The sequence below is a fragment of the Micromonospora sp. AKA38 genome, assembly GCF_027925725.1.
GTDB lineage: Bacteria > Actinomycetota > Actinomycetes > Mycobacteriales > Micromonosporaceae > Micromonospora.
In genome coordinates this window covers 922,597-934,370 of record NZ_BNEI01000005.1, presented here as the reverse complement: position 1 = coordinate 934,370, position 11,774 = coordinate 922,597, and the positions used below count along the sequence as shown (strand labels likewise).

11 protein-coding genes are annotated in these 11,774 nt (G+C 75.2%); 3 read left to right on the top strand and 8 right to left on the bottom strand.

Features of this window, described 5'->3' with window-relative positions; genetic code table 11:
* Positions 1 to 41: 41 nt before the first annotated feature.
* A complete protein-coding gene (locus TPA0908_RS21570; RefSeq protein WP_281940650.1) occupies positions 42 to 1,175 on the bottom strand; it encodes a SigB/SigF/SigG family RNA polymerase sigma factor in 1,134 nt (377 codons plus the stop codon).
* 255 nt (positions 1,176 to 1,430) lie between these two features.
* Positions 1,431 to 2,846 (bottom strand): hypothetical protein, encoded by a 1,416-nt coding sequence (locus TPA0908_RS21565; RefSeq protein WP_281940648.1) that lies wholly within the window; start codon positions 2,844 to 2,846, stop codon positions 1,431 to 1,433.
* A gap of 161 nt (positions 2,847 to 3,007) precedes the next feature.
* Here TPA0908_RS21565 and TPA0908_RS21560 point away from each other — a divergent pair, with 161 nt between their 5' ends.
* Complete coding sequence (locus TPA0908_RS21560; RefSeq protein WP_281940646.1) at positions 3,008 to 3,217, top strand: CDGSH iron-sulfur domain-containing protein; 210 nt, start codon at positions 3,008 to 3,010, stop codon at positions 3,215 to 3,217.
* Between the two features lie 31 nt (positions 3,218 to 3,248).
* On the opposite strand, the gene TPA0908_RS21555 is transcribed toward TPA0908_RS21560, so the two are convergent.
* The 3 genes from TPA0908_RS21555 to TPA0908_RS21545 are packed head-to-tail and all read right to left on the bottom strand — an operon-like array spanning position 3,249 to position 7,226.
* The gene (locus TPA0908_RS21555) at positions 3,249 to 4,295 is read right to left on the bottom strand and encodes an iron-containing redox enzyme family protein (protein ID WP_281940644.1); all 1,047 of its coding nucleotides are present in this window, start codon (positions 4,293 to 4,295) and stop codon (positions 3,249 to 3,251) included.
* A 56-nt stretch (positions 4,296 to 4,351) separates the two neighbouring features.
* Complete coding sequence (locus TPA0908_RS21550; RefSeq protein ID WP_281940642.1) at positions 4,352 to 6,109, bottom strand: thiamine pyrophosphate-binding protein; 1,758 nt, start codon at positions 6,107 to 6,109, stop codon at positions 4,352 to 4,354.
* Positions 6,102 to 7,226 carry a baeRF2 domain-containing protein gene (locus tag TPA0908_RS21545; protein WP_281940640.1) on the bottom strand — a complete coding sequence of 375 codons (1,125 nt, stop codon included), beginning with the start codon at positions 7,224 to 7,226 and terminating at the stop codon, positions 6,102 to 6,104. The genes TPA0908_RS21550 and TPA0908_RS21545 overlap by 8 nt, the downstream gene beginning before the upstream one ends.
* A gap of 143 nt (positions 7,227 to 7,369) precedes the next feature.
* Here TPA0908_RS21545 and TPA0908_RS21540 point away from each other — a divergent pair, with 143 nt between their 5' ends.
* Entirely contained in the window at positions 7,370 to 7,918 is a 549-nt protein-coding gene (locus TPA0908_RS21540; RefSeq protein WP_281940638.1) for a hypothetical protein, read from the top strand.
* Positions 7,919 to 7,995: 77 nt separating this feature from the next.
* Here TPA0908_RS21540 and TPA0908_RS21535 read toward each other — a convergent pair whose 3' ends face one another.
* Positions 7,996 to 8,337: a DUF3817 domain-containing protein gene (locus TPA0908_RS21535; protein ID WP_281940636.1), complete on the bottom strand. Its 342-nt coding sequence runs from the start codon at positions 8,335 to 8,337 to the stop codon at positions 7,996 to 7,998.
* A gap of 210 nt (positions 8,338 to 8,547) precedes the next feature.
* On the opposite strand from TPA0908_RS21535, the gene TPA0908_RS21530 reads away from it, so the two are divergent.
* The gene (locus tag TPA0908_RS21530) at positions 8,548 to 10,026 is read left to right on the top strand and encodes a glutamate--cysteine ligase family protein (RefSeq protein ID WP_281940634.1); all 1,479 of its coding nucleotides are present in this window, start codon (positions 8,548 to 8,550) and stop codon (positions 10,024 to 10,026) included.
* A 155-nt stretch (positions 10,027 to 10,181) separates the two neighbouring features.
* Here TPA0908_RS21530 and TPA0908_RS21525 read toward each other — a convergent pair whose 3' ends face one another.
* Complete coding sequence (locus tag TPA0908_RS21525; protein WP_281940632.1) at positions 10,182 to 10,793, bottom strand: DUF6518 family protein; 612 nt, start codon at positions 10,791 to 10,793, stop codon at positions 10,182 to 10,184.
* Between the two features lie 25 nt (positions 10,794 to 10,818).
* A complete protein-coding gene (bla, locus tag TPA0908_RS21520; RefSeq protein WP_281940630.1) occupies positions 10,819 to 11,736 on the bottom strand; it encodes a class A beta-lactamase in 918 nt (305 codons plus the stop codon).
* Between the last annotated feature and the right edge of the window lie 38 nt (positions 11,737 to 11,774).

Genomic DNA, 11,774 nt, shown 5'->3' with positions numbered 1-11,774 from the left:
GCCCGTCGTCGTCAACGGGCCGGCACGTGGCGTGCGGCAGCTCAGTCGGCGGCGGGCAGGCCGGCGGCGGTGAGCGAGCGGCGTACCGCGGGCTGCACCCGGGTCAGCCGCAGCGGCACCCCGGTCCGGGCGGCGGCGTCCCGGCCGGCCATCAGCGCGGCGATTCCGCCGGCGTCGAAGCCGCCCGCGCCCACCAGGTCGACCACCACCTCGCGGGGCTGCCCGGTGACCGCCTCCAGCACCGCCCGGCGCAACTGGTCCGCGCCGGCCCGGTCCACCTCGCCGCCGACCTCGACGACCACCCGGTCGCCGTTCTGCCGCACCGAGATCCGGGACCTCGCCGGCTCCGCCTCGGCCGTGCCGTTCTGCCAGGGCGGCGGCGCGTCGGCGAGCATCGCCTGGCGCAGCCAGGTCAGCGCCCGGGACAGCAGCCGGGACACGTGCATCTGGGAGATGCCGAACCGGGCCGCGATCTCGGCCTGGGTCTGGTTGCCGTAGAAGCGCATGGCGAGGATCCGCCGCTCCCGCCAGGGCAGTCGGTGCAGCAGGCCGCTGACCGTGACCCGGTCGTCGACCGACTCCAGCGCGTTGTCGGACTCGCCGACCAGGTCGCCGAACTCGGCCGAGCTCTCGCCGCCGACCGGCGCGTTGAGCGAGGCCGGGCTGTAGCCGGCGGCCGACTCCAGCGCGGCGAGGATCTCCTCCTCCGGCGTCTCCAGCCGCTCGGCCAACTCGGCGACCGACGGGGCCCGGGACAGCTCGCTGGTCAGCGTCGCGGTCGCCTGCCCCACCTCGAGGATCAGGTCGCGCAGCCGGCGTGGCACGTGCACGCCCCAGGTGCGGTCGCGGAAGTGTCGCTTGATCTCACCGACGATGGTGATCGCCGCGTACGCGGTGAACGAGCCGCGCTCCGGGTCGTACCGGTCGACGGCGTTGACCAGGCCGAGGCGGGCGACCTGTTCCAGGTCCTCCAACGGCTCCCCGCGACCCCGGTACCGGCGGGCCAGCCGCCCGGCGAACGGCAACGCGAAGCGGACCAGGTCGTCCCGTGCCTCCTGCCGCCGCTCGGGTGGCAGCCCCTCGATCCGGGCCGCGTACGCGAGCGCCGCCGCGTCGAGGTCCTCCAGGCCCCGCTCGGTGGTCGGTGGGGTGGGTGTGGTGGTCTGTCCGAACATCCGCGCCTCCCTCGCCGAAGATCCCCCGCCCGGCCGGAACCGGTTGCGCGCGTGGTCGGGCCACGCCCCGGGTGAGGACGTTGGTTACGTGACGGATACGTCGGAAGCGGTGGCTGCCCGCCGCGCGGCGTCGTGGGCCGAGTCGCGGCGAGCGGTCTTCCCGCTCCGTAGGTACTCAATCACGGACCGTCGGTTCGCGAGGATGTTTCGCCAGGTTGGCCGGCGGGCCGTGCCCGTCGGCGTGGTGGCCCGCGCTCAGCAGACCAGCAGGCCCTGGTGGGCGCCCGCGTCCCGGAGCGCGGCGAGCGCCTCCGCCATCGGCATCGGCGGCGGCGCGGGCAGGTCGCAGGGCTGGTTGCGCAACACCTCCGTGGCACGTCGGGTCGGTACCGAGGTGACCGGGTATCCGCGGGCCGCGCCCCGGTCCAGGGCCCGCCGCCGGCGCCCGAAGCCGGCCACCGCCAGCCACTGGGACAGGCCGGCGAGCGCGGGCGAACGCAGGCCGGGCGGTTCCGGCAGCACGTCCACCGAGCTGAACGGCTCACTGCCGGCGAGCCACCACTCGGCGCCCTGCACCCGGCGCCGGGTGGCGTTCTCGCACCAGTAGGGCACCAGGCCGGCGCGCAGCACCTGTCCCGGGTCGAGCAGCCGGCCGCACTCCACCACCAGCCGGTCGCCGGTCTTTCCGGCCCGGCGCAGCCAGCGTCGGTAGAGGTCCGCGGTGGCCGCGCTCAGCGCGTCCGGCTGCGGCACGACCACCCGGTGCAGCGGGTGGCCCCGCGTGTCGCCCCACTCCCGGGCGCCGTGCTCGAAACCGGACTCCACGCCGTGTTCGGCGAACGCCGCCGACGCCGTGACCTCCGGGGCACGCCAGCGCGTCTCGTCGCCACCGGCCGCGCGCAGCACGTGGCGCAGCGCCGGGGCGTCCGGGTGGAAGTCGACCGGGTCGAGGCCGCTGGCCGGGCAGCCGGCCTGGAAGCTGTGGCCGCCGCCGTCGTCCCGCACCGGCCACGTACGCGCGTCGTGCAACAGCAGCACCGGCGCGGCCGGCTCCAGCCGATCGGCCAGGAACCGCGCGTACGCCTCGGGCAGGGTCCGCCAGCGGACCGCGAGCGTGACCGCGGCGCCGACCGCCACGCCCCGGCTGGCGGGGCAGTGCACCTGCCGCACGTGCACCCGGGGGTTGCCGGCGAGCAGCCGGCCGGCCAGCGCGGCACCGTGGTCGAGCGCGGCGTCCGGACGGTCCACCGCGCCCCGGCCCCACTGCCCGGCGAGTTCGAAGCCGGCGGGCAGCCAGGGCACGCCGAGTGCCACCGCGAGGTGGGCCGCGGCACCGTGCGGCGAGCCGAGCACCGCCCCGGGCCAGCGCCGGCCCGGGTACTGGGCGACGAACCAGTCGGCCACCCGCTCGGCGTCGACGCGGGCGATCTGGGCGGCGGTGAGCGCCGCCCGACCGGCCGCGCGGCCGGCGGCGACGCGCCGTACCGCCTCCGGCGCCCCGCCGAGCCGGGACAGCGAGCCGGCGTGACCGAGGTCGCCGCAGTCGTCGCCGCGCAGCGCCCGGGCCGTCGCGGCGACCAGGATCCGGGCCGCGCTGCCCGCCGCGACCACCCGGTCACCGGGCAACGCGGTGCCGGCCGCCGGTCCGCGCTCGACTCGTTCGCTCACCACGCGGGCCGGCTTCCCGTCCGTCTGGGGTCTAAACGGGTCATCTCCCCACGCGCCGGACCAACCCCCGGTCGGGTGCCGTCGCGCCGCTCCCCCGCCGCCACGGGCGCAACGGCACGCCGGGTGCGGGTTTGGGCCGCGGCGGGACGGGCACTGCACCGCGCATGCCCGACGACCAGAGCGCCCCGGCGGCGACCATCACCCCGTACCGGGACGGACCGCTGCTGGTGCGCGGCGACTTCGCGCTGGTCACGCCGGAGGGCGAGCCGATCGAGGCGCGCCGGGGCACGGTGGCGCTGTGCCGCTGTGGCAAGAGCGCGATCAAGCCGTTCTGCGACGGCACCCACAAGGTCGCCGGCTTCCGGGCGCCCTGACCGCTCGGGGGCCGGTGGGAACAGCAGGGAGTCAGGCGGCGGCCAGCGCGCCGGTGGCCGGCCGCAGCGACGAACGCCCCGCCGACCAGGCGGACAGCAGGTGGGTGGCGAAGAGACGGTCCAGCGCCAGCGCGGCGGCGGCCCCGAACAGCACGTCCCCGGCGAGCGCCGGCTCCGCGCGGACCAGCCCGCCGCACAGGTCGTACGCGGCGATCTGCTCGTGCACCGCGTCCGCCTCGACGTGCTCGTCGTAGAAGCGGGTGGCGACCGCGTCGAAGCCCAGCCGGCGCAACCCGTTGCCGTACCGGCGGTTCGGTAGCGACGAGGTCATCTCGTACGCGGCCAGGTGGCCGAGCAACGCCCCGCGCAGCCGCCGGTGCAGCCCGAACAGCGACATCAGGTTGTTGAGCGCCAGCGTCACCGCCGGCACCCGGTCCAGGTGGGCGGCGTAACCGGTGTCCAGGCCGAGCCGGTCCATGGTGGCGCGGAACAGCTCCGCGTGCATCCGGTCCAGCCGGCCGTTGCCGTACTCGTCCATCTGGATCTCGACGAGCGCCGCCTTCGCCGGGCCGCCGAGCCGGGGCAACGCCCAGCTGTGCGGGTCGGCCTCCCGGAGGTGGTAGATCGAGCGGTGCGTGACGAACTCGCGGAACTGCGCCAGGTCGGCGCGGCGTTGCAGAGTGGCGGCGAGCGCGGGACCGTCGTCCGCGGCCACCACGTCGATCAGCGTCGCCGGCAGGGCGGCCGGCAGCACCGCCGGCAGTGGCCCGGCCAGCTCCCGCAGCGCCGCCGTGAACGGACGCTCCGCCCGGGCCCGCAGCGCCAGCAGGGACGGCTCCCACTCCCACTCGTCGGTCACGCCCTGCCACCCGCGGTAGTGCAGCTCGTAGCAGAGGAAGAGGGTGAGCTGGAGGTCCTCGTCGGTCAGCGGCGCCGCCGCCTCGTCGAACCGGTCGCCCAACCCGGACGGCAGCGCGCCGGGCGACCCGCGCAGCGCGGTGAGCAGCCCGGCCGAGACCGGCCCGCGGGCCGCCGGCAGCGGGGCGGGACCGTAGCGACGATCGGTGACGGTGGACAAGCGGGACCTCCCGGGGACCGGCGAATGCCTGGTCGCAGTGCCCCACCCGGGTCCGGCTAAACGAGGTCCTCGGCGGCGATGGCCTCGGTCTGGATCACCCGGTCCCGCACCCGCCGGGCCGCGTCGCCGTCCGTCATCAGGCCGCGTAGGTCGGCCAGCGCCGGCTCGGGCGCGTTCAGCGGCACGGCCGGGTCCACCACCGCCTCCAGCACGCTGGGCCGGTCCGCGGCGAGTACCTCGTCCCAGGCGGGGCCGATCAGGTCCGGCCGGTCCACCCGGACGCCGTGCAGGCCGAGCAGCCGGGCCCAGCCGGCGTACGGCACGCCGGGTCGCCGGTAGGGCGGTGTGCCCGGGGGGCGGCCGCCGCCCACCCCGGACTGGTCGCGGTTGTTCAGCACCAGCACGACCAGCCGGGGGTCGGGCCACTCCGTCCAGTGGTGCGCCACGGTGATCAGCTCGGCCAGGCCGTTGAGCTGCATCGCGCCGTCGCCGAGCAGCGCCAGCACCGGCTGGTCCGGCCAGGCCAGCTTGGCGGCCACCGCGTACGGCAGCGCGCACCCCATCGAGCCGAGCGTGCCGCAGAGCCGGGCCTGCACGCCGGGCGGCAACTCCACCTGGCGGGCGTACCAGTAGAGGACCGAGCCGATGTCGACGGCGACCGCGGCGCGTCGCGGCAGCCGGGCGGACAGCTCGCGGAGCACGAGTTCCGGGTTGATCGGCTCGGCCGGGGCGGCGGCGCGGTCGGCGGCGAGCGTCCGCCAACGGTCCACCGAGCGTTCCACCACGCCACGCCACTGCGCGTGGGGCCGTTCCGGCACCCGGTCCAGCAGCGCCCGCAGCGTCTCGGCGGCGTCGCCGACCAGCGGAACGTCGATCGGGTAACGGGTGCCGATCCGCCGACCGTCGATGTCGATCTGGATGGTGCGCACCTGCCCGGGCAGCGGGAACCAGTCGGTCCACGGGTCGTTCGTGCCGATCAGCACCAGCGTGTCGCAGCCGCCCATGAGCTGCGCGGCGGCGGTGGTGCCGACCTCGCCGAGCACGCCGGTGTGGAACGGCAGCCGCTCGTCCAGCACCGGCTTGCCGAGCAGCGACGTGGCCACGCCCGCGCCGAGCCGGTCGGCGAGCGCGACGATCTCCCCAGCCGCGCCGTGCGCTCCCTGGCCGACCAGCACGGCCACCCGCTGCCCGGCGCTGAGCAGCGAGGCGGCGGCGTCCAGGTCGGCGTCGTGCGGCAGCACCCGGGCCAGCGGCTCGCCGGGCGTCGCGGTGATGACGCCGGCGGTCGGTGGCAGCCGGTCGGGCACGGGCGTCACCTGCAACGCCCGGGGCAGCACCACGCAGGTCGGGCTGCGGGTCGCCGCCGCGGTCCGGAACGCCTGGTCCAGCAGCGCCGGTACGTGGTCGGGAGTGCGGCCGTACCGGACGAACTGGTTGCACACGTCACCGAAGAGGCGACTCAGCCCGATCTCCTCGTGCGCGCCGCCGAGCGGGCCGCTGACGTCCTCGCCGATGATCGCCACCACCGGCTTGCTGTCCAGCTTCGCGTCGTAGAGGCCGTTGAGCAGATGCACCGCGCTGGGCCCCTGGGTGGCCAGGCACACCCCGATCCCGCCGGTGAACTTGGCGTGGCCGGTGGCCATGAACGCGGCCGTCTCCTCGTGCCGGGCCGGCACGAACGCCGGGTCGCCACCGGCGTCGTCGAGCGCGGCCACCAGCGGGGCGAGCGCCGCGCCGGGATAGCCGAAGGCCCGCGGCACCCGCCAGGCCCGTAGCCGCTCGACCACCAGGTCGGCGACGGTACGGTCAGCCATCGTCCCGCCCCGGGGTGCCGGCGTCGACGTACCGCAGCACCGCGCCGACCCCGTCGGTCAGTTCCGGCGCCTCCTCCGGCGCGAGCACGGTCAGCTCCGCGTCGGTGCCGATCAGCGCGCGCAGCAGCGCGGCGTCCGCGCGTACCTTCTGCGGGTCGGCCACCGACATGTCGGCCAGCTGCGCCGGGTCGGTGGCGATCTCGGTCGGCTCGGGGCCGACCCACAGCTCGCCGTCGGCGGACGCGTCGTCGACGATCAGCATGGTGTCGACCTGGTTTCGTTGCAGCGCGGCGACCACCGCGTCGAGCCCGGCGCCGACGTCCTCCTGCACGCCGAACCGGTCGAGCGCGGCGGCGATCCGCCGGTCGGCGACCTCGGCGACGGTCTGCACGGTGAGGTCGTCCATCAGCGTGTCCTCGGCGCCGCCGGCCCGGGAGCCGGCGTCGGTGCGGACCAGCACGTCCTGCCAGCGTTCCGGGAGCTGGGCGGCGATCATGCCGGTGGCCCGGATGTCGCCGGCCACCACGACCACGTCGGCGCCGACGCGGTCGGCCAGCTCGGCGGTGGCCGCGGCGGCGTCGCCGGCGTTGTGGTGCCACGCCTCCATGGCGGCCCGCTGGTAGCGGGACTGCGACCAGCCGCCGGGCTGCACCCGGCGCACCTGGCGGCTCTGCCGGCCCGTCACCTGGGCCCGCCGGGGCACCCCGCCGGCGCTGACCGCCATCGCGTCGGCGCCGGTGCGGTCGGCCAGCACCCGCACCCAGGCGACCTGTTCGCCGCGCTGGGCGACAAGCGGCATGGTGTGCGGCAGCGCGGCCCAGGTGGCCAGGTCGCGCAGCGGCGGCGCGGAGAGGTACTCGGTGAGCACCACCCGGCCCCGGCTGGCGAAGACCGCGATGCCGTAGTCGCCGGGCATCGGCTGGTGCCGGCGGACCACCTCCTCCACCGCCTCGACGGTGACCTGATCGGCGCCCTGGGCCAGCAGGTCCCCCTTCAGGGCCCGCCAGCGCAGGTCGACCTGTGGGCGCGAGTCGTGGGTGTCCCGGGAGGCGTCCAGGTACACCGAACACCAGGGCCCGGGACGGTCGTAGAGCGGGCGCAGGAAGGACAGCTGCATGCTCGACCCCTTTCCAGCTCGGCCGCACGCATACCCGCGCCCCGGCCGATGTCACCTTCCGGTCCGTCGGGCGTGACCGTTCGTTCATTCACGTCGTTCAACCTGAAGGGCCGATACCATCTGTGCACGGAACGGAACTCTCGGTGGTGAACATGGACACGGAGCTACACACCCGACGCGTCGTCCGTCCGACGGAACGCGTCGTCACCGGACGGCTGGTCCGGCTGATGGAGGGGTACGCCCGCGAGGTGCGCGTGGGCCAGCCGGTGCTGGTCACGGTGTTGACCGCGGCGGGGGTGGTGGGGCTGCTGCTACGGGTGGTCCGCGCGTTGCTCAGCAGCGGCGGTGGCGGCGCGAAGCGCAGCTTCAAGGACCTGAAGAAGGGGCCCGAGTTCCTGGTCACCCCGGTCCGGGTGCGCGACGCCGCGGACCGGCTGGTCGAGGTCGAACTGCACGGTCATCTGCCGCAGAGCGCGCTGCACCCCGGCGACCACGTGCAGCTCACGCTGCGCCCGCAGCGCGACGCGGACCTGCCGCCCCGGATCGAGCGGATCGTCAACCTGACCACCGGTCAGCTGCTCACCCCGCGTACCGCGACGCTCTGGTCGCACCTGGGCCCGGCCCTGCTGCTCCAGGCGACCCTCGGCGCCCTCCTGGTGCTCGGCGTAGCCGCCTGCTCCGCCCTGACGTGAAAGGACGGGCCCCCGCCCAACGCCTCCGGTAGAGGCCGACGCCCCGCCTGACGCCTCCGGTGACGGCGGGGCTCCGCTCAACCACCGACCTTCGCGAGCGGACGCGCGTCGGGAGCGGGGGCGTCGAGCAGCCCGCGGCGGCGCGCCCAGCGCTCGAACAGCACGGTGGCGAACGGCGGCACCGCGCTGGCCAGCGCCAGCCCGGTCCACACCAGCGACCAGCGTCGCCGTCGGGCCACCACGAGGACCAGCAGCCCGTACGCGACGAAGAGCGCGCCGTGGATCGGGCCGAACACCTGCACGCCGAGTTCGTTGCGCGGCGGCCCGTACTTGACCGCCATGCCGGCGAGCAGCGCCGCCCAGGAGCACGCCTCGGCGATCGCCGCCCACACGAACGCCCGGATCCACCCGTCGCGCATCAGTCACTCCTTCTCCGTCGCGGCGGCCATGGTAGCCGGCCCACCTGGCGACCGGCCGGCAAGCGGGGCGCCTGCCTCTACGGGAGGCGTCAAGCGGGGGCCCGTGCTTTCCTCCGGGCGGTTCGGGGTACAGAAAAGGTTCCTTAGACCTTTTCCTGACCCGTCACTCCGTGCGAGGTTGGGAAGACCAACGGTGACAAGGTGGTGACCATGGGCGAAGACGTCGGCGCACGCACCTTCAGCCGGGAGGATCGGGCCCGCTACCGGGAGAAGGTCCGGCGCTGTCTGGACGTCTTCGCCGAGATGCTGCGCGAGTCCCGGTTCGACGTGGAGCGGCCGATGACCGGCCTGGAGATCGAGCTAAATTTGGTCGACGAGCGCTTCGACCCGGCGATGCGCAACGCCGACGTGCTGGCGGCGATCGCCGACGAGGCCTTCCAGACCGAGCTGGGCCAGTTCAACGTGGAGATCAACGTGGCGCCGCGCCGGCTCACCGGCACCGGCACCGCCCAGTTCGAGGAGCACGTGCGGGCCAGCCTCAACGCCGCCGAGGAGAAGGCCCGCACGGTCGGCGCGCACATGGTGATGATCGGCGTCCTGCCGACGCTGCGCCCGGAGCACCTGACCGCCGAATCGCTCTCCGCCAACCCCCGGTACGCGTTGCTCAACGAGCAGATCTTCGCCGCCCGCGGGGAGGACCTGCCGATCGCGATCAGCGGGGTGGAGCGGCTGGCCACCACCGCCGACACCATCACGCCGGAGGCGGCCTGCACCAGCACCCAGTTCCACCTCCAGGTCAGCCCGGCGCATTTCGCCGACTACTGGAACGCCGCCCAGGCGATCGCCGGCATCCAGGTGGCGCTCGGCGCGAACTCTCCGCTGTTCTTCGGCCGGGAGCTGTGGCGGGAGACCCGCATCCCGCTGTTCCAGCAGGCCACCGACACCCGGGCGGAAGAGATAAAAGCCCAGGGGGTACGCCCGCGGGTGTGGTTCGGGGAACGGTGGATCACCTCGGTGTTCGACCTGTTCGAGGAGAACGTGCGCTATTTCCCCGCGCTGCTGCCGGTGTGCGACCCGGAGGATCCGGCGGCGACGCTGGCCAGCGGCGGTGTGCCGAAACTCGCCGAGTTGCGCCTGCACAACGGCACCATCTACCGCTGGAACCGGCCGGTCTACGACGTGTCGCGCGGGCGTCCGCACCTGCGGGTGGAGAACCGGGTGCTGCCGGCCGGCCCGACCGTGCTGGACACGGTGGCCAACGGCGCCTTCTACTTCGGACTGGTCCGGGCGCTGGCCGAGTCGGACCGTCCGCTCTGGTCGCAGATGTCGTTCAGCGCCGCCGAGGAGAACTTCAACGCCTGCGCCCGGCACGGCATCGACGCCCAGGTGTTCTGGCCGGGCCTGGGCTACCTGCCGGTGACCGAGCTGGTGCTGCGTCGGCTGCTGCCGATGGCCCACCAGGGGCTCGACCGGTGGGGCCTGGACCCGGCCGAACGGGACCGGCTGCTCGGCGTCATCGAGCAGCGCTGCCTGACCGGCCGCAACGGCGCGACCTGGCAGGTGGAGACGCTGCACCGGCTGGAGTCCGCCGACCACCTGGACCGGCCGGCCGCGCTGCGCGAGGTGGTCCGGCACTACGTCGACCTGATGCACAGCAACCGCCCGGTGCACGAGTGGCCGATCCCCTGACGGGTCCGGGGCCGTCCCCCGGTGACCGGAGGACGGCCCGCAGGCGGTCTACGCGGCCGAACGAAGATACCGGTCGTCCGGATCGCCCCGCTCAGGGCGGGCCGACGGTCGACCAGCAGCACGTCGTGCCCGCGCGCGGCGAGCGACGTGGGGCCTCAGCCGGAGACGGCGACGAAGACAAACGCGCCGAGCGCGGCCAGCGGCAACGCCACCGTCGTCGCGAGCAACCGGGTCCGGGCGGCGCGGGCGACGAGCAGGATCACGAGCGCGGCGAGCCCGAGGTCGATGGCCACGTTCCACCAGGCGCCGGGGTAGTAGCCGGTGCGGGCCCGGTCGGCGAAGCGCAGCGCCTCCTCGACGAACACGGCCGCCGGCAACGCGGTCGCCACCACCCGCCGCCACCCGGACGACCGGGCCCAGACACCGGCGACGCCGAACACCACGCCCGCGAGCACCCCGGACGCCATCCAGAGCAACGAGGTGGGCGCGGTGATCACGGCCAGGTCGTCCCCCTGGAGCAGCGCCGCCGCCAGGTAGTAGCTGGGCACGGCGACGACCAGCAGGACCACGCCCGCCACCGCCGCCCGCAGCTCGCCCACCCGGACCCACCAGCCGAGCGCGAACGCGGCGATTGCCCAGGTGGCGGTGGAGTTGCCGAGTTCGGCCAGCGGGTACGGCACCCTCGTGATCCAGACGAAGTCGAGGAAGCCGAGCAGGAAACCGGCGAGGGGGGCGACGAGCGCCAGGATGCGACGGGTCGGCGGCATGACGGCGAGCATACTCGGTATGCAGTCAGCGCATCGCTGCCAGGGTCGCCGCCGCGGCACCGGCCACCAGCGCGTCGTCCGGCGTCGCGTGCCGGTCGGCCCGGGTGGTGAGCACCGCCAGCACGATCGGCGCGGCGTCCGGCGGCCACACCACGGCGATGTCGTTTCGGGTGCCGTACCCGCCGGTGCCGCTCTTGTCCGCGACCCGCCAACCGGCCGGCGCGCCGGCCCGGACCAGGCCCGCGCCGGTGGTGCTGCTCCGCATCCAGTCGAGCAGCACCGCCCGGTCCGGCGGCGGCAGCACGTCGCCCAGCGCGTACGCCCGCAGGGAACCGACCAACGCGCGGGGGGTGCTGGTGTCGCGGACGTCGCCCGGCGCGGCCTCGTTGAGGTCCGGCTCCGTGCGGGCGGGGTCGGTGACCCGGTCGCCGACGCCCCGCAGCGCGCGCTCGAACCCGGCCGGGCCGCCGAGTTCGGCGAACATCAGGTTGCCGGCGGTGTTGTCGCTCTGCCGCACCGCCGCCTCGGCGACCGCCCGCAGCGTCATCCCGGACCCGACGTACCGCTCGGTGACCGGCGAGTACGACACCAGGTCCGCCCGCCGGTAACGCACCACCCGGTCCAGGTCGGCGTCGGACGTGGCGGCCAGCAACGCGCCGGCCGCGAGCGCCTTGCACGTCGACGCGTACGCGAACCGTTCGTCAGCCCGGTGGGCCAGCGTGCGGCCGGTGCCGGTGTCGACCGCGTAGACGCCGATCCGCGCTCCGAACCGCCGTTCCAGCGCGGCGAGTTCCCCGGGCACCGGAACCGGGGCACCCGTCGACGCGCCGGGAGCCGTGCCGGCGGCAGGAGCCGTGCCGGCGCGCGGCGCGGCCGGGGTGGACGTGCAGCCGGCCAACAGGACGATCGCGAGCGCCGCCACTGCCCGCTGGACGTGCTTCATGGTGCTCCTCTCCACGCCGGCACACCGGCGGCGTCGCC